This is a genomic window from uncultured Tateyamaria sp., from assembly GCF_947503705.1.
Lineage (GTDB): Bacteria > Pseudomonadota > Alphaproteobacteria > Rhodobacterales > Rhodobacteraceae > Tateyamaria.
In genome coordinates, this window is sequence record NZ_CANNES010000010.1 from 116,497 (window position 1) to 134,516 (window position 18,020).

Annotated in this window: 15 protein-coding genes and 1 tRNA gene; 5 read left to right on the forward strand and 11 right to left on the reverse strand. The window is 55.0% G+C overall.

Annotated elements, in window-relative coordinates:
* Positions 1-57: 57 nt before the first annotated feature.
* Positions 58-807 (forward strand): DUF3445 domain-containing protein, encoded by a 750-nt coding sequence (locus Q1A44_RS18635; RefSeq protein WP_299628307.1) that lies wholly within the window; start codon positions 58-60, stop codon positions 805-807.
* A 35-nt stretch (positions 808-842) separates the two neighbouring features.
* Here the strand turns inward: Q1A44_RS18635 and Q1A44_RS18640 are convergent, their stop codons facing one another.
* The 6 genes from Q1A44_RS18640 to Q1A44_RS18665 form a co-directional block, all read right to left on the reverse strand.
* A complete protein-coding gene (locus Q1A44_RS18640) occupies positions 843-1,286 on the reverse strand; it encodes a glyoxalase superfamily protein (RefSeq protein ID WP_299628309.1) in 444 nt (147 codons plus the stop codon).
* Between the two features lie 251 nt (positions 1,287-1,537).
* Positions 1,538-2,338: a lytic transglycosylase domain-containing protein gene (locus Q1A44_RS18645; RefSeq protein WP_299628311.1), complete on the reverse strand. Its 801-nt coding sequence runs from the start codon at positions 2,336-2,338 to the stop codon at positions 1,538-1,540.
* Between the two features lie 188 nt (positions 2,339-2,526).
* Entirely contained in the window at positions 2,527-3,252 is a 726-nt protein-coding gene (locus Q1A44_RS18650; RefSeq protein ID WP_299628312.1) for a hypothetical protein, read from the reverse strand.
* A gap of 135 nt (positions 3,253-3,387) precedes the next feature.
* Complete coding sequence (locus tag Q1A44_RS18655; protein WP_299628314.1) at positions 3,388-3,801, reverse strand: hypothetical protein; 414 nt, start codon at positions 3,799-3,801, stop codon at positions 3,388-3,390.
* Positions 3,802-3,941: 140 nt separating this feature from the next.
* Positions 3,942-5,345, reverse strand: a complete 1,404-nt coding sequence (gene glnA / locus Q1A44_RS18660; protein ID WP_299628316.1) for a type I glutamate--ammonia ligase — start codon at positions 5,343-5,345, stop codon at positions 3,942-3,944.
* 33 nt (positions 5,346-5,378) lie between these two features.
* Complete coding sequence (locus Q1A44_RS18665; protein ID WP_299628318.1) at positions 5,379-5,717, reverse strand: P-II family nitrogen regulator; 339 nt, start codon at positions 5,715-5,717, stop codon at positions 5,379-5,381.
* A gap of 173 nt (positions 5,718-5,890) precedes the next feature.
* Between Q1A44_RS18665 and Q1A44_RS18670 the strand changes: the two genes are divergently transcribed.
* Positions 5,891-7,591 (forward strand): NAD(P)H-hydrate dehydratase, encoded by a 1,701-nt coding sequence (locus tag Q1A44_RS18670; protein WP_299628320.1) that lies wholly within the window; start codon positions 5,891-5,893, stop codon positions 7,589-7,591.
* On the opposite strand, the gene Q1A44_RS18675 is transcribed toward Q1A44_RS18670, so the two are convergent.
* A complete protein-coding gene (locus Q1A44_RS18675; protein ID WP_299628322.1) occupies positions 7,588-8,091 on the reverse strand; it encodes a Hint domain-containing protein in 504 nt (167 codons plus the stop codon). The genes Q1A44_RS18670 and Q1A44_RS18675 overlap by 4 nt on opposite strands.
* Positions 8,092-8,230: 139 nt before the next feature.
* On the opposite strand from Q1A44_RS18675, the gene Q1A44_RS18680 reads away from it, so the two are divergent.
* From Q1A44_RS18680 to Q1A44_RS18690, 3 genes are all read left to right on the forward strand, one after another.
* Positions 8,231-8,314: transfer RNA gene (locus Q1A44_RS18680), tRNA-Leu, on the forward strand.
* 792 nt (positions 8,315-9,106) lie between these two features.
* Positions 9,107-10,996, forward strand: coding sequence for an EAL domain-containing protein (locus Q1A44_RS18685; protein ID WP_299628324.1), 1,890 nt, complete (start codon positions 9,107-9,109; stop codon positions 10,994-10,996).
* 76 nt (positions 10,997-11,072) lie between these two features.
* The gene (locus tag Q1A44_RS18690; protein WP_299628326.1) at positions 11,073-11,927 is read left to right on the forward strand and encodes a GAF domain-containing protein; all 855 of its coding nucleotides are present in this window, start codon (positions 11,073-11,075) and stop codon (positions 11,925-11,927) included.
* 577 nt (positions 11,928-12,504) lie between these two features.
* Here Q1A44_RS18690 and Q1A44_RS18695 read toward each other — a convergent pair.
* The 4 genes from Q1A44_RS18695 to Q1A44_RS18710 all read right to left on the reverse strand — a co-directional run bounded on the left by Q1A44_RS18695 (position 12,505) and on the right by Q1A44_RS18710 (position 17,885).
* Positions 12,505-14,226, reverse strand: coding sequence for an ATP-binding protein (locus Q1A44_RS18695; RefSeq protein WP_299628328.1), 1,722 nt, complete (start codon positions 14,224-14,226; stop codon positions 12,505-12,507).
* An 828-nt stretch (positions 14,227-15,054) separates the two neighbouring features.
* Positions 15,055-17,442 (reverse strand): DUF3987 domain-containing protein, encoded by a 2,388-nt coding sequence (locus tag Q1A44_RS18700; protein WP_299628330.1) that lies wholly within the window; start codon positions 17,440-17,442, stop codon positions 15,055-15,057.
* Positions 17,439-17,627 carry a hypothetical protein gene (locus tag Q1A44_RS18705; protein WP_299628332.1) on the reverse strand — a complete coding sequence of 63 codons (189 nt, stop codon included), beginning with the start codon at positions 17,625-17,627 and terminating at the stop codon, positions 17,439-17,441. Before Q1A44_RS18705 ends, Q1A44_RS18700 begins: the two co-directional genes overlap by 4 nt.
* A gap of 78 nt (positions 17,628-17,705) precedes the next feature.
* Entirely contained in the window at positions 17,706-17,885 is a 180-nt protein-coding gene (locus tag Q1A44_RS18710) for a helix-turn-helix domain-containing protein (RefSeq protein WP_299628334.1), read from the reverse strand.
* Positions 17,886-18,020: the final 135 nt, after the last annotated feature.

Below are 18,020 nucleotides of genomic sequence, written 5' to 3' on the forward strand. Positions count from 1 at the left end.
GCGGTTTGGTGGGTTTTGGTCCTGCGGTTGATCCGGTAGGTTTGGGATATGAATGTCATGAAGGCCCCCATTTTACAGCGGCATTTGCCTGCTGACATGCAGGCTGGCCGGGCGCTGCCGGGCATCCAGCCAGAGCATGGCCCGTGGCTGCGCGTGGATGAAGCCTATGGCGCACAGATGGCGCGGCGGCGCGCGCTGCTGCGAGATGCGCCGCACCTGGTCCTTTACCAGGAGAACGCGGCCTTGCCCGCGGCACAAGAGCTTTTGGAGGCGGTTCTGACGGAACTGCCGGGCCTTGGATTTGAGCGTGCGGGCGATGTGGTGACTTGTCCGGATGCCCGTAAGGTGGACGTGTCGTCCACCACCGCGCCGATGGGTCTGCTTGGGGAATTGCTGCAGAACGACTTTATCATCATGGAAAAACGCGGCGACGAACACGTGTTGAGCGCCGGTGTGCTATGTTTTCCGGCGTCGTGGCGGTTGAGCGAAAAGGCGGGTCGCCCGCTGACGGACATACATGTGCCGGTAGAGGAATATACGCCCGAGTTGGCGCGCCGAGTGCAGCGCCTTTTTGACGGGATCCAGGTGGGCCGACCGCTCTGGCGCTTCAACCAGCTGTGGTACGATGATCCCGAGTTGTTTCAGCCCCGGTCGGCCCGGGACCCGCGCCGCGTGGATGCGACGGAGGCGGGGCCGTTTTACCGAACCGAGCGGCAGACGCTGCTGCGCCTGCCGATCAGCCGTGCGGTGGTGTTTGCCATCCACACTTACGTTTTGGCCCGGGCGAATGTGCCTGACCTGACCTGAGGATGGCGGATCAAGATCCGCCTTACGGGGATGCGTCAGCCGCCCGCCCAGGCGTCGTCGATCACCACATGGGGCTGGCCGTCTGATGTGGCCCGCAACGTCGTGCCATTTGCCTCGACCACGCAATTTACCTGTTGGCGATAGGCCGAGAAGTGCCGCGAGGTGACCACGTCTACCGGTGCGTCAAAGCGCAAGGTGAGCGCATGGCGCCCCTTGGCCATTTGGCGCGCGGCCTTGACGTGGCCGACAAAGCGGTGGCCCAGATAGCGGCCTTTGATCCGCTGACCGGGGGTATAGCTGTGCTGGCCGCTGTCGTGGGCGCGGGCAGACAATGTGTTCCAGTCGCGGGCGCCCCATTGGTGGGCCACTGCCTCAAGCGCCTGCGCATGAGAGCAAGGGGTGCCAGAGGCTGCAAGCGCGGCGCGCAACCGTTTGGCCTGCGCCTTGAGCGCTGCGCGTGAGGGAAGGGGGATGTCCATATCCGTCTCCTGATCCGGTCGCGTGGAATTGCCTGATCGGGTCTCCGCATTGCCGGGGCTGCGACCTTGAGGAATGGGGTCGGAACGTCAGGCTTCACCAGTTGCGGAGGGCAGGGGCCTGAACCCTATGGCGGTCAATTAGGGGCGCAGGTCGGACAATGCAACCGGTGCAAGCGGTAGCCGTGCGCGCCTGTTGCAGAACTGCATAGGTGCATCCCCGTAAGGCGTACCTATCGGTACGCCTCGCGTTTTCAGCCGTCGATGCGGGCCGCCATGATAGCGATGGCTTGCTGGTAGACGGTGGCTGCGTTCCACTGCTTGATCACGGCAAAGTTCGGCTCACCTTCCTGATAGCCGCGCCCGGGTTTCCACCCTTTTTGGCGCAGGAAATTGGCGGTTGAGGCCAGCGCATCGGTCTGGTTGTAGAAATCCACCCGTCCGTCGCCATTGGCATCCACGCCGTATTTCAGAGCATTGCCGGGCAGGAACTGGGTATGCCCCAACTCGCCATGTTTGGCCCCTTTGGTTGTTGGGGTAATCGCCCCCTGATCCACCAGCTTCAGCGCGCCGATAGCATGCGGTTTGAAGAAATCCGACCGGCGGCAATCATAGGTCAGCGTCACGATGGCCGAGACCACCGAACTGTCGCCCATAAAGCCGCCAAAGGCGGTTTCCATCCCGTGGATCGCGATGATGACCCCGGCGGGTACGCCATATTGCCGCTCAAGTGCGGCATAGAAATCGGGGTTGCGCGCCTTTCGTTTGCGGCCTTGGGCCACAATCGTGTCCGCCCCGCGGATCTGCATGAACTTGGGCAGGGAGTAGCGGAAGGACTTTTGGTTTCGATCCGCCGCGATGGTGCGGGTGGCATAGCTGGACTGTGCGAGCGCATCGAGACCGCGCCGTTTTACGCCTGCGCGCTTTGCCTCTTTGGCAAAGCCCGCTTTCCAGCCCTCGAACCCTGCGCCGGTATTGCCGCATTGGGCATGCGCCGTGCCGGTGATCGCGGCGCAGAGCATGGCCGCACCCCACAGTTTAAACGCTTTCATCATGCTAACTCCCGTTTCTGTCGGTGTGCAGTGTAGCGCGGGCCCCGCGCCAATGCCAATTTCGTAACGCCGTGGGGCTTTAACCGAAGATCAGTTGCAAGCCCGACAGCGTGATGGCGAGGCCACAGATCACCTGGCAAAATCTGGGATAGGTCATGGGCGTGGCCTCGTGAGACCATCGGTATGTGTCATCAATTCGCCACGCGGTTCAACGGCGCACAATGCAGTCCAAGCCCCACGATACGGCGCCGATTGCCCGAGCCGTCAGTATGGCGTACCTGTACGCCGTAGGCGACTTGCCCGTTCGGGCACCGCTGCATCGTTTCCCAACGACCGCTGCAATTTGGCCGACGATCCACATCGAACCAGGTCCGCCCGCATGTCCGAAGATAGTGACCGTCGCGCGGCACGGCGGCGTATTGCGTCAACCGGTCAGGTTTTGGCACCACGGCATATTGCGCGCCGTCTTCCATGCAGGGGCCAAAGTCGCCTTCAACGCGAATCCCTTTGACCTTTGAGCGGTCGCTGTTCATGCACACCTGGATGGCATTCACAAAGATGCCCTCGGCCCAACTGACGGTGCCTGCGTAATCCGGGTCGATTGAGCCGTCGCTTGTGCCGCATTCCTCCAGGGCCTGGGTCGGGTTGTCTGCGCCTGCAAAATGCACCCTGATCTGGCAAGGGGCATCGCGCCGTTCATCAATGCTCAACCCGGTCAGAAAACCGTTGCGCCGCAGGATGTTGGAGCGCAGCAACGTTGAGCGCCCGGCGGCCCGGCCGGAGATGGCGGTGTTTTGGACCGGGACGCCCAGTCGATAATACTGGTAGTCCGCTAGCTCTGCGGTTTGGGCGCTGGCAGCCGTGCCCACCAGCGCCAGCGCGCAGGTGATCAGTGCGGTTTTGAAAATTGCGAACATGGAAAAACTCCCTCAAAAATCATGCTGAACTGTGTCGGCGAGAGTTGCGCATTTCCGAGGGGGCGCACAGTCTGGAATACCATGCCTTTTGCGGCTGTCGATGAGGGCCTCGCGGGCGAATGGGGCAGTGTGGGTCTAGTTGCGGCCCATCGCGTCAAAGCCCTCGAGCGCTTTCATCCCTTCCATAAAGTCGGCCTGACGCTGCAATGCGATTGTGCCTGCATTGAACGGTGTGATGGCCGTTGCGCGCTCTTCCTTGGGGGCGGAGGCGATCATGGCCTGGTGCATACCCTGCGGAGCAAAAGCGGACATCGCGCCATACCCCATCACTGCAATAAGGATTGGCAGACCATAGCGAAAGGTTGGAATATCCCAGACCGAACCGATCAGGTCGGAGAGGTTGATGCCGCCCGTGTTGCGGCGCAGCGTCTTGAGGTCGGCCATGCGCTCGGGCGCAAGGCTTGGGTCTGTGGCGTGGGGGCGTTGCGCCGCCGTTTTGGCCTGGATGCGCGCCAGTCGAGCTTCAAACTCGGATTGTCCGTCAGACATGTCTGTTCTCTCTTTGCTGCCCTGCCGTCGGGTAGAGAAAACAACTTGGGCGAGAAAATGGCGGCAGACCGTTCAGGAAAGACCTGCATGAAAAAAGGGCGCCCCGAAGAGCGCCCTTTCAAAAATCTGCCGAAGGGAGATCAGCAGCTGTAATACATGCCGAACTCGACCGGGTGAGGCGTGTGCTCGTATGTTTCGATCTCTTCCATCTTCAGCTCGATATAGCCTTCGATCTGGTCTTTGGTGAACACGTCACCGGCCAGCAGGAAGTCCATGTCGGCTTGCAGCTCTTCCATTGCTTCGCGCAGGGAGCCGCAGACGGTTGGGATGTCGGCCAGCTCTTCGGCGGGCAGATCATAGAGGTTCTTGTCCATCGCCTCGCCGGGATCGATCTTGTTGTTGATGCCGTCCAGGCCGGCCATCAGCAGTGCGGCAAAGCAAAGGTACGGGTTGGCCGCAGGATCGGGGAAACGGGCCTCGACGCGCTTGGCTTTGGGCGATTCTGTCCATGGGATCCGAACGCAGCCCGAACGGTTGCGGGCCGAATAGGCGCGCAGCACGGGGGCTTCGAACCCTGGGATCAGACGCTTGTAGCTGTTGGTCGCGGGGTTGGTGAAGGCGTTGAGCGCCTTGGCGTGCTTGAGGATACCGCCGATGAAATACAGCGCTTCCTGGCTCAGGTCCGCATATTTGTCACCTGCAAAAACGGGCTTGCCGTCTTTCCAGATCGACATGTTCACGTGCATGCCGGTGCCGTTGTCGCCCGCGATGGGCTTGGGCATGAACGTCGCCGATTTGCCGTAGGCAGCGGCCACGTTGTGGATGACGTATTTGTATTTTTGAAGCTCGTCGGCCTGTTTGGTCAGACTGTCAAAGATCAGGCCCAGTTCGTGCTGACAGGACGCCACTTCGTGGTGGTGCTTGTCGACCTTCATACCCAGACGCTTCATGGTCGAGAGCATCTCGGAGCGCAGGTCCTGGCTTTCGTCCGTGGGGTTTACGGGGAAATAGCCGCCCTTGACGCCGGGACGGTGGCCCATGTTGCCCATCTCGTACTCGGTGTCGGTGTTCCAGGACGCGTCTGTCGCGTCAACTTCGTAGGACACCTTGTTGATGCTGTTGGAATAACGCACGTCGTCAAACAGGAAGAATTCTGCCTCGGGGCCCATATAGGCCACGTCACCGATACCGGTGGATTTCAGGTATGCTTCGGCCTTTTCGGCGGTGCCGCGCGGGTCACGATCATAGGCCTCGCCTGTGTCGGGCTCAACGATGGAGCAGTGCACGCAGATCGTTTTTTCGGCATAGAACGGATCGACATAGGCGCTGTCCTGGTCGGGCATCAGCTTCATGTCGGAGGCTTCGATGGATTTCCAGCCCGCGATGGAGGAGCCGTCAAACATGAAGCCTTCTTCGAGGAAATCTTCGTCGACCTGATCGGCCATGACGGTAACGTGCTGCAGCTTGCCACGGGGGTCGGTGAAACGGATGTCGACGTATTCGGCATCTTCTGCCTTGATCATGTCGAGAACGGGGTTTGCCATTTCTGGGTAGTCCTTCCTGTCTTTTCAGTTTGGTTAAAGAGCGTCCGAGCCGGTCTCGCCGGTCCGGATGCGAATGGTTTGTTCGACGCTGGAAACAAAGATTTTGCCATCCCCGATTTTCTCGGTCTTGGCAGCAGCGACGATTGCGTCGATGGCGGCGTCGGCCTGGTCATCATCGAGCACCACCTCGATTTTCACCTTGGGCAGAAAGTCGACGACATATTCGGCGCCACGGTACAGTTCGGTATGGCCTTTTTGGCGACCAAAGCCCTTGACTTCGATCACGCTGAGACCCTGAACGCCGACTTCTTGCAGCGCCTCTTTGACCTCATCAAGCTTGAACGGCTTGATGATCGCTTCGATCTTTTTCACGTCGGGGCCTCCCTTGCCATGTTCCGCTCTGGGTGGATCATTTGTGGTTTGGGTCGTCCATGGGATGGGGTAGAGTTTGGGAGGATCGTGTGGCGATTTATTGCATGCCGCTCAGATTGTGGGCGATCCGCCTAAAAAGTAATCAAAAGTGAATCGCGAGGGGTGTTGCAGAGATGACAGAGCTTTTGACTGCCGCCCAGATGCGTGCCGTCGAACAGGCCGCCATCGGTTCCGGCGCGGTCACGGGCCTGGAGTTGATGGAGCGTGCAGGCGCAGGTGTGGTTGAGGCCGTGTTCAAGGAATGGCCGGACCTGTCGGATGGCACCCACCGTGCCGTCGTGCTGTGTGGCCCTGGCAACAATGGGGGCGACGGGTTTGTCGTGGCCCGCCTGTTGGCGGAATGTGGTTGGTCGGTCGAGGTTTTTTTATTCGGTGATGCCGACAATCTTCCGCCGGACGCAAAAACAAACCATGACCGCTGGCGCAGATTGGGCGATGTGGCATCCCTGACAGTAAACGCGCTTGAGGCGTCCCAAGCGGTTCTTGATCCCGGCCCGAAGCGTGATGGGGTCATTATCGACGCCGTCTTTGGCACTGGCTTGGCCCGCCCGGTAGAAGGTGATTTGGCGCGCTGCCTTGGTTTTGCGCGGTCTGCCGTGCCGCTGTGCGTTTTGCGCTATGTCGCGGTCGACGTTCAAAGCGGGGTGTGCGCGGACAGCGGCAAGCTGTTGATGTCCGAGAATGGCCAATGCCCTCACGACTTTGCGGCCGACCTTGTGGTGTCGTTTCACCGAGCCAAGGTGGGGCACTACCTTGGGTCTTCGCCGCGGCAGAGCGCGACTTTGAGCGTCGCAGATATCGGTTTGGACGCCGTCCAACAAACGTATGTGGCCCACGATTTGGGTACGCTTCTGTCGCAAGGGGCAGATGGGCTTCGAGCCTCCTTGGCGCGTGAAGCTGGTATCATTTCAACGCGAGGCGCTCACCTTCAAGTTGTGACTTTGGTCGATGGGTATGACGCTTTGCTGAACAAGGCCGAGGTGGGCGGTACCCAGAAATTCGATCACGGCCATGCGCTGGTCTTGAGTGGCGGACCGGGGCGCACGGGTGCCGCGCGGCTGGCAGCGCGTGGTGCCTTGCGGATCGGGGCGGGTCTGGTGACGGTAGGCGTGCCGCCCGCGGCGCAGATGGAGGTGGCGAGCCACATCACAGCGCTGATGCTGGCGCGGGTCGCGGATGGCGAAGGTCTTGCCATGGTTCTGGCTGATGATCGGATCAACGCCCTATGTTTGGGGCCAGGTTTGGGCCTTGGTGATCATGCTGCGGACCTGATCGACACGGTACTGGGCGGAGGACACCTTCGCCCTACCCGCCACGTGGTCTTTGATGCGGATGCGTTGACCTTGATTGCGCAGGATAGCGACCGGATGAAGGCGTTGAACGCATATGCTGTCCTGACACCGCACGGAGGGGAATTTGCCCGGTTGTTTCCGGATATTTCGGACAGGCTTGCCGATTTGCCGAAACAAGGCCCGGCCTATTCCAAGGTTGATGCGACACGTGATGCGGCGGCGCGCTGCGGGGCGATTGTTCTGTTAAAGGGGCCAGATACAGTCATTGCGCACCCGGATGGTCGTGCATCAGTCCATGCGGCGGTCCATGACCGGGCCGCGCCGTGGCTCGCTACAGCCGGAGCCGGGGATGTTTTGGCCGGGTTCATCACGGGGCTTTTGGCGCGCGGCTTCGATCCGATGGCGGCCTGTGAAACAGCCGCGTGGTTGCATGTGGAATGCGCGCGGGCCTTTGGCCCGGGCCTGATTGCCGAGGATTTGCCCGAGACGTTGCCGCAGGTTTTGCGTGCGCTGATCGCTTAAGCCGCGACCGCTTCGACCATGCGCAGCGCTGGAACCGACAGCTCCAGCCCGTCGGCATAGACCACATGCGGCGCGTCAAAGCCAAGCTGCACCAGCGTCATCTCGCGCGGCCCCAGTGAGGTGATGTATTCGTCGTCAATCAGGCACCCCGCAGGCATCACCGCCTGGGATGCCCCGCGCAACGCCTTGGCCCGCCAATCGCGCACGAGTACCATTTGGGCGGCGGGCAGCATAACGTTGTGTTCGGGCCTTGTATCGCCCAGCGATCCGGCAGCGATGGCCACAGCCTCGGTCGTGATGCGGGTGGATTGCACTGACGTCAGTGCAACCATGCCCGCATTTCGGGTGATCACCCTGTCGCCTGCGGACAGATACTCAACGGGGATTTCGCCGTCTGCTGTCAAAAGGATGGTGCCGGCCACCAGGCCGACATGCGTAAACTCTGTGCGCAACTGCGGTGTTTTCCCGCTTTCGATGCGCCCGACCGTTTTCGGTTTCATGGCGTCTCTCTCTTGCAACCTGCCTCTAGGTTAAGCGCAGGTTAGCTGAAGAACCGGTTAATGTCGCGCAATTTCTGCACCATGGCACACGCAATTGCTCTCGCATCCTTGTGCGGGCTTTGCTAAAGCAGGCGGCGTTGCGGGTGTGGCGGAATTGGTAGACGCACCAGATTTAGGTTCTGGCGCCTATGGCGTGGGGGTTCGAGTCCCTTCACCCGCACCAACTCATCTTTTAAGACTTCATAATTTCAATCCCTTGAGGCGATTGAATGTTTTTTAATCCACCCCTTTGTCCACCCTTTCAGCTGTGGCGACCTGTAATGTTCGGCGGAGAGCTGCCATTCTCTGCGGGTGCGCAATCTTTGGTCGGGATTGTCAAAAGCAGCCATTCACCGCCCATGTGACCATAACACCAATGCTGCACCGGTCATCAAGGGCAGCTATGCGCAGAGAGCTGACTTTGCAAACTCTGGCCCGTTTCCCGACAGCGGACTTTCGTGTAGCGCGCGGCGAAAGCGGGGTGAGAGCCCAGAACAACCGACGCTGCGATTGGAGTAGATGGCTGCTTTAGGATTGGGTCAGCATTGCAAAGCTATAGAATTGACAGATTGGCTAGCGAGCGTCGCCGACGGAGAAAGGGTTCACAGAGCAGTGCAACACATCACGCCATTTTGGTGACGCGGTGGCGAAAATCAAACCATAGGTAGAATAGTCGAGCGATTTCATTAGCTTACCGTTAGATATGCTTGAGTGTTAACTTTTTGTTAACCGTTCTTAACCGAAAGTTGCGAGCAGTATGTAAGCACCGCCTGTACAAATCGTGTCTTGTTTTGTGCGCCATTGGCCAGACCTTTTTGTTCTTGTTTGAAGCCAAGCATTCATCGGCGTGATCCTAAAGGAGGGCCAGATAGTCCCGGTTAACCACCGCGTAAGAGTGCAGCTTGTTAGACCAAAATGAGCAGGTCTTCTGAGTGACTTCACCGATCCAAACCCGAGGCGCAAATAGGGCAGCAAAATGATACCTTTCCAGGTCTTCGAGCAAATATCAGACAAGTGCAATGAAGGGTTGGTGCTGGGGAAAGCGTGCAGCAATGATGGCGCAATTATGGAGCTACGATGGTGCAACAAAGCGTTTTCAAACATCACGGGCTACAGCATGCAGGAAATCATGGGCCAGCGAGGGACGATATTGATCGGCCCGGACATGCAACAAGACAAACACTTACTAATCATAGAAAAACTGATGAATTGGGAACAATTCTCAGTGAAACTCCTCAACAACCGAAAAAATGGCGAGCTGCATTGGCAAAAGATGAGTTGGGTACCTCTATCTGATCCTGTAACCGGAGACCGTTGGTGGATATGCTCAATCATGGAACTTGAGCCGCAAGCCGAATTTTTGCCCAAGCGACAACCAACAACTTCGACGTGTTCTCAAGCTGAGACGGAATTCAAGAACCGAGAAAAGATCCAGCGTTTGGAAAGAGAGAATAACAGGTTGCAAGAAATCGCGTTGTCGGTAGCAAAGGAGTCGCGAGAAGACCCGCTAACAGGGCTTTCAAACAGGAGACATTTCCAAGTAGAGTTGAGATCTTGGATTGCGGAACTGAGAGCGTCTGGGCAAGGCTTTGCGGCGTTTTATATTGACTTGGATCGTTTTAAGTCCGTTAATGACACGCTTGGGCATCATGCCGGAGACAAACTGTTGGTTTGTGTCGCCGACATGTTGCTTGGAATGACTGATGAAACAGACTTGATCGCGAGAATTGGCGGTGATGAGTTTGTTGTCTTGAGGCGCCTTACCGAGAGTGCGCTCAATATCAGCGAATTGGCCGATAATATCGTTAAAAAAATGCAACTACCGTTCACCTTTGAGGGCAAATCTGCATCCTCCAGCGCTAGTGTCGGCGTAGCTATTGCCAGCTCCACAATGGAACGTCCGGAGCGGATCATCGCGGATGCCGATAAAGCTCTCTATCATGCAAAGGCTCAAGGGCGTGGCAGATGGTCATATTTTACAGAGGAAATGCACACAGCGGCGATTGAAGAAAAGCGACTTTCCTCAGATCTATTGATGGCCTGTGGCCAGCGTCAATTCGAACCTTATTATCAACCAATTGTTGAAGCCGTCACCGGTCGACTCATGGGTGTTGAGGCTCTCGTCAGATGGCAACATCCCACAAAGGGGCTCATACAGCCTGCAGAGTTTCTCAATGTTGCTACAAGCATTGGAGCATTAAGAAAAATCGATGAAATTGTCTTCGGCAAGTTATGTGCAACGTGGTTGCATTTCGAGAGTCTCGGAATTGATACTCCCCGCATCGCTGTCAACGTATCCGGAGAGAGACTGGCAGATTCAAATTTCATCCATCAAGTTAGAAGCTCTGGAATTGATCTGAGAAAAATTACATTCGAAATTCTCGAGTCAGTCTATCTGGAGCGTATGAACGACACTGTACGCTGGGCGCTTGATGAGCTGACAGATCTTGGCGTTACAATTGCAATTGATGACTTTGGGACTGGTCATGCTTCAATTCAAGCGCTTATACAAATAAAGCCTTCAGTCCTTAAAATTGACCGTCAATTCGTTCAGCCAATGACCAGCGATCCCACATTGAAAGAACTGGTTTCTTCCATTGTCGGAATAGGCAAGAGTCTTGATATGAAAATTATCGCTGAAGGTATTGAAAGCGAGGATCATGTGAGGATTGCGAAAGATATGGGGTGTGACTACCTTCAAGGGTTTCATTTTGGGGAACCCATGCCTGTCGAAGACTTATTTGATCAATTTATATGTGGAGAAGGTAAACTCTCTAGCAAGAAAAAGACGAAGGCTAAGGAGAATCGCCGGGAGAGAACTATACTTGCAAATCGATCTTGGATCGAAACTTCAGGTTCGATTTAGCGGAGATGTTGATTCCAGGGTTAGAAACACCGCTGCAGGGATTGGGCATAGAACACAAGACTAGAAAGGTTGTGTAATGAAAGAGTTGGGATGTCAATCTGACGGGTTAATTGATGCTTCTTCTACTGAGCGGGAGGGTATCATCGCCAAGCTTGACCAGCTCGCAGAAAAGGCGTCCTCTGATCTAGGGTCAGATGCAGTTCTCTTCAGCATTTTGGGAAGCAATGCTCTGCATTCGCTAGGAGCATATCCAAACACTGGCGTTGAGTTACACGCTCGCAGGCATAATTCCGGTGATACTATCTGCATTCACACAATACGACGGGGGGCGCCTCTTGCAATTCATGATGCGCGCAAAGACGACACATATACGGACACTAAGTATGTGCGAAACGGTTTCGTTGTTGGTTACTTGGGAATACCAATTGTTCTTCCTGATTTCGGACCGGTCGGTGCTATCTGCTCGATCACTCACACCCCCAGAGCATGGTCCAAACTTGAGATAGGCTATCTCCGGCAGGTGGCAATTAATGCTGAAACTATTCTCCTGAGTGAAATGAGCTACATTGAGAATAGCATGCTTTCAGATTCGCATTCAGAAATGGACGGTATCTTGGCTGCTCTGTCATCTCGCTTATTGCTACCAACAAGCGTATATGAACCGGACGGAAAATTGGTTTTCGCGACCGCCTCTTTGTTGCTGGAGGTTCCAGAAATATTCGTGTCAAAGTATCTGGAGCACGGGGGTACAGGATCGCTGAGTTTCGAGAGCGGACAAGAAGTGGTGAATGCCTCAAATGACCACAGCACAGATTTGATAACGTTGGAAACAGTTGCTGGGATCAAGGCTGCCTTTAGGGTCTCTTGTTCGACCTCGGTGTCGGGCATGGCTGTCTGCACGTGGTCCCGAGTGCTTACCCCTGTTAACTGACACCCTTTTGGACACCGTATCGGCGCGTTACAGTGTAATTTTCATATTTACCCGACAAGAGCTGATATTGGCTTGCTTAAAAGCATATCTGTGACCTCGTGGTTCCGATGCCCAACGGTTGCCAAATGGAACTGCCTATTCTGATTGGTCAAGGCCACACTTGAAATGGCCATGTAGTACGAACCTGGCATCATGCTCTACGAATGGAGTAGTTTGCTCTTATTATCTGGTTGCGAATCCGCGTGAAAGGCCGGACATGCGGCAGGTGGCGACCAATTGCAGACACTTGTCGAGCTGAAGCGAACAGCAGAAAAGTCCGCCCAGCGGCAACCTGTCCGGCTCGATCCAATGTCCGCTTCGGGTTGACTGCGGTCATCGGTGTCGTTTGCGGCTAAGGTTGGCAGAGAGCCCAAATTTCCAAATGCTGCAGACGCTTGAACGGCGGCGATGGGCGAAAAAGGGTCATTGTAAGTGGCAAGGATGGCCCGCGGCTTCTCTGGGCTTCAAACTTTAGGACCACACTGAAAATTCGGTGGTGCTGTCCATTCCAAGAATGGGCAGCAATGTTTGCGATCAGTCAGCTGAAATGCAGGACCTTTTCAATGTGCTGCTTTAGCTCCGGCAGCTTCAAGGGCTTGGCCAAGAACAGATCAGCCCTAGTAAGGGTGTCAGCGTCCCCAAATTTCTCGGCTGTCGCAAAACCTGACATTAGTATGAAGGGCACTCTCGGGTATATTGATTTTGAAATCTTGAGAAGATCATCCCCCTGAAGGTTGCCAGGAAGATCAAGATCACAAATCACAAGCTGAGTTTCTGCGCCGCCATCAAGGTAGTCTAGCGCTTCGTCTGCGCTCTCAAATGCTTTGACCTCATAACCAATGCGCTGAATCGCAGTCTCCAATATCCGCCTTAGTTCTCGGTTATCTTCGACCAATAGAATTCTGCGTGCTTCCCGACCTGCCTGGATTTGAGTTTTTTCTTCGGGTGTGTACCTTGCAACAGTCTGGTCCGATCTCGCGAGTGGTAGGTATAGCTCAACAGTCGTACCAATGCCCTCAACGCTGGTCAGCGCCACTTCACCATTTGACTGTTCCACGTAACCTTTGACCATTGGCAGACCAAGGCCAGAACCACCTTCCGATGTCTTTGTCGAAAAAAACGGCTCAAAAGCGCGAAGGGCAGTCTGTTCGTTCATCCCTCTGCCAGTGTCGGTCAATGATATGCATGCGAATAAGCGGCTTTGGCCTTGTTTTCGACCAGACGGAAGCGGTGTTTTTCGATACTCAACCTTCAGTTCACCGGTGTCTTCCATCGCCGCCTTCGCATTCAACGCAATGTTCAAAAGCGTGGACTGCAGCAAATTTGGGTCCGCAAATATGGCGATCTGTTCATTGGGGTGGCTGACCTGGATGGAAATTGAGGCTGGAAAGACGTTGCGGCAAAAGACCACAAACGTGTCGATCACAGCGTCAAGTCTCACGGCTTCTGGCATAAGGGCTTGCTGTTTGCCCATCGTTAGCAGTTGGCGGCTTAGCGAAGCGCCACCTTCCACTGCCTCGGTGGCCGACTTAATGAGTTTAGCCCTCTCGTGCGGATCGCTCGCTGTTTCCAAAAGATGAAGGTTGCCTGCAACGACACTGAGAACATTGTTGAAGTCGTGTGATACACCGCTGGCCACTCGTCCAATGGCATCCATCCGTTGGGACTGTTCCAGCGCATCCCTAGTGGAGTTCAGTTCCCTCCAACGATCCTGAGCCGCCAGAAGAGCCAAAGCAAAGTATGGGACGACACAAACTGACACTGCAACCGCCCCCACAGAAGCAGCTGACCAGCCCTCCGATGCTAAAATCCCCGCAGTGATTGCAACGAATGTTGCGACAATTGGAGCAACGACACATGCCATGACGGCGCGGTACGTCGCGTGAAAGACCATTATGTTTATGGTTGCGGAAACGAGGAGCGCAAGCGCTGCAAACTTGAATAGGTCTCCCTCAATCCTCCAGACCAGCAGAACGATGACATTGAACGCAGTTGACCGAAGAAAGAGCATAGCCAGTATGACTGGGTAAGCCGAGGTGTCTCTTTTATTCACTGTAGTTGCAGCAAGTGATTTTTCGGCTGTAAGGAGGAAAGCGTAGACCACATACGCTATGAGAAACTCTTGACGATCAAACAAAAGAAAAACACCAACTGCACCAAAGAACAGCAGCCCGAGGTGCGTCGCATAGAGCGTACTACCGATCGGCTCGGCATTGGCAATTGAGGCTATCTCGGCCCGTCGTCTCACTAACTTGTCCAAAGGTGAAATTCTTCTGGCTGCAGTTCGGAGTTGATCACCGGCGATGATCCAGGGACAGTCGCGCTCAGTCTAGTAAAATCCTCCCAGACACGCCAATGTTCAATCAGAGCGATCAATCTTCCTTTGATCCGACCTGTTTCAGCCCCACACCGTGAACAGTTCGCGGCTGCAGCGAACTTCCGTTTTTGCTACCCGCCCCCGAGAGACTCGAAGCCAGCTTTGGGTTGGAACCAGTCATTGGTATGAAACAATTAAACGGCAGCTCCGTCCGCGCACCACCAGTTCGATGTAGGCTCGATTTAGCACCTGCAGCGAATGTCCGGAATCACGGGCCGCACCGCAGCGGTGGCAGTGCAGGGTAAATGACCGGTTTGGGCCGTTTCAGCACTAAAGTTGTTCCACCGCTCTATGATTGTACGCTAGCTTAAACGATTACGTATTGACGAAAAGCCAAAGACTTAGTCTTGACTAGAACGCCCGTACCGATTTTGAAGGTACTAAAGGGAGAGCAAAGATGCCCTTTTTAACATCATGCGCTGTCGTAGCGTTGGCGTTGTATCTAGTTATCAACGGTGGTTTGTTCGGGCGCGGCACAGTTTTTGGGTTCATCGTTGGTTTTTTTGTAGCTATTATGTCCTTCGATCTGGCGTAGACGCAGCCGCTTTCTAAGGTACTGTGAGTATTCGTGGCTGAGCGGGTAACGCGCAACCGCGTTGATTTCCTAGCGCCAGAATTTTTGCGCAAATCTTGTTTTTTCTACGGGACGTTTCGACAAAACTGACAAAACCTCTAGTTAGCGGAGTTTTGTCAGTTTTGTCACAGTGTCGTTTAAGGCCTGAGCCTGGGATTGATTTTGTAGGGGATGGAAGGTCTGCCGCCATTTGAGCTTGTTGGAGCGCCTGTTGCCGCCAGTATGCCAATCTCTACAAGATTTTCGAGGAGTGGTGCTAAACTTGCCTTGTTGGGGAATTGCGATTTGCCCATCCGCATGATTTCGCGCGCTGTGATCTGCTCCGGTTGATGGATGCGAAGCACTTCAATTAGCTTCGAGCGTTTCACTTCGAATTCGTTTTGCGGAGCGCCGCTGTAGGTCCTTTCCGCCATTGGCAGGAGATACCGCTCAACAAGATGTATTGCCCTGTGAACGCTTCGATCTGAGGCCACCTTGGGTAGGGGTTTCTTGTTTGCGTCCAGCGCCCAGTCTAGCAATTCAAAAATGAGCGAAAGCCTTGCGCAATAGCCCGGCATTTTGCCCGAGAACGAAATGAGTTTAGCTGTAGCCCTGTTCTCATACAGTCGGATGGATTTGCGAAACTCGATAAAGCTGTTCTTAGCCTCGTCGCTGAAGCTAACCTTGAAAGGAGTTTCATTGCCATTGGCGTCGCAGAGACATTCAAGTTCGAGAAATGCTGTCATTGCATAGCGCATCGCTTCGTTATCTACCTTGCCTTCAAAGCGTTCAATCAGGACGGGCTCGGGCCAAATTGGGAGAATGCGTGCTAGAAAGCCGTCGTCGTCACCAGTCATGAGTAACGAAGACAGGCGGTCCGGTTGGATCGTACCGAGCACACTGATCGACAAGGCCTCAATGGTGACAGGGTCTCGATTTACTCGGTCTACTGTGTAAGTCCTGCCGCCAAAGGCTTCGAGCCAGAACGGCTTGTCAGAACTGCCGCCGCTATATCGTTCCATGTTTTGGATGAAGCCTGCCAATTCATCTCGAAACGAGAGCAAGCCTTTCGGCTGTGCAGCACAGATCATCGCAAGCCTTTCGATTGTGGTGTCGGAGATCATGAGCCTCGGAAAATGCGGCTTATCCGGTGCCGCTGCATCGGCGGGCATTTCTGGTGGCAGTTTCTCGGTTTTGATGGCGTCCTTTATTTGCGCCTTCCACGCAGACAGCTTTGCGTCGGCTCCCATTTTCTTAAGCTCCCAGGACTTGAGCTCTGATTGGGCTTGCTTTTGAAGCGGGACTTCCATTTCGCGAAGAATGCTGATCACAGCTTCCAGCGCTGGACTTTTGCCTGCGCTGGGCGCACCGATGCAGGCTGTCCATATGATGCAAGGTTCGGACCAATTTGCACTTGGGCTAATTCTGACTGCATTGCCGACAAGGGATGCACAGACGGTCAGGAAGCCAAAAAACACATAGTCAACTGGCGCTCCCTTCGAACTTGCTGCATTTCGCAAGCATTGCGACAACGCCGCAGGCAGGTAGCGCTCCACGTCCAATACGGGCGGAGCCGGTCGGTCAAGTTTTGTTAGAAAAGCGGGTAGTTCCGGCCACTCGATTTCCGGCCTCATTATGTTGGCAGGTTGATAGGTTTCTCGGCCTAGCTGTATTGCGTTGCTGATCAAGCTTTCACGGTAATCCTGCCGTTTGGTGTACTTGTCGCGAACTAACGCGGACTGCCTGAATAGTCGGTCCATTTGAGCTACATTTTTCGCCGTCCAAAATGCCAGATGAAGCATCAGCGCCGCATCAGCAGAGGAATGATCGAATGCAGCGTCTTTTGTGTTTGCGAGGTATTTCTTGCCCAGCGCATCGGCATTTCCTTCCCAAAGGTCACGAAAGGTCACGCCGCCCCCGAAGCTTGAGACGGCATTCTTTGATTTCAAGGCAAGAGTGATCAAGGCTTTGTCCTCGGTGAAGGTCTCGCAGGTAGGGGCGACATCCACGCTCTGCGCGAAGGTTTCGCGTGTTGGCACAAGTTGAAGTAGTTGATTGGTCCAATCCTTCTCCGGGTCATAGAAGCCAATAGGTGTAGGACCTTCCTTCGAAAGTGCTATAAAACGCTTGTCGAAATAGAACTCTTTGTCGCCGCCCCATTTGTTCTTGAGGGAGGCAACTTTTTGAGGATCGCATTTGCCGATAATGTGGAGCCCCTGTCCAGACGTTGAGACTTCGCCCAGCGCGCCCGAGAATGATTGATAGATGCCCGTAGACTCAGCTGACCATCCCGCGCTCTGATAGCAATTGTCCAGATCAATCAGAAAGTATCCATCTCCGTTGAGAACCCAGCCGACACCGAACGGAGCTTTGGGGCGGCTTTCGTCCCATGTCGCTTGTTCTGCGCGTTCTTCGTAAGTTCGCCAATGCTTGAGATCGTGGGCGTTGATGTTGCGTCCCTGTTCGTCGCAGGGGACTTTGGTCCATTTCTTTTTCGAAGCGTCCCATTCGCGGCGGTACAGGATGAAACGAGGGGGAAGGGTCATTTCAAAACCCTCCGCAAGGCTGGAAAGATCGATTTGAGTTCCCCCTTGTAGCCAAGTTCATTGGCGAGGCTTTCCGCTTCTTCCAGCGTGAGGAGGACTGACCACGCCCCTTGGCATTCAAATGAAAAGGTTACGATTTTTTCAGATGCGGTGATTGTCGGCTGCGTTGCAAATGTGTTGTTCATTTCCGGTTTCCTTCGGACATAAACCTCCATTCTGGTGGCGAGAGCACACCAGTTTGGAAGGATGAGTTATTGATTGAATTAGTTGTTCGAGTGGCGCTCGTCGAAAGCGGCCAGATCAGCTTCGCGCCAAAGAACGCGATGACCGATTTTCATGGGCTTCGGAAAACCGATTTCCTGGTTGTTGAGCCAGCGATACATTGTACTTGCGCCAATGCCGTAACGCGCTTGAACGGCTTTTGCGGACTTATGTTTTGTCATTTCATGTTCTCTCTTGTGTTACTAAAAACTACCAAGAGGCATATGCGGACAGGGACACTGAACCGCCCCGGGTTTACCGGAGACCTATAGCTTCATTTCACGCGACCATATCGAGCACGTCGCGCTGTGCATAGA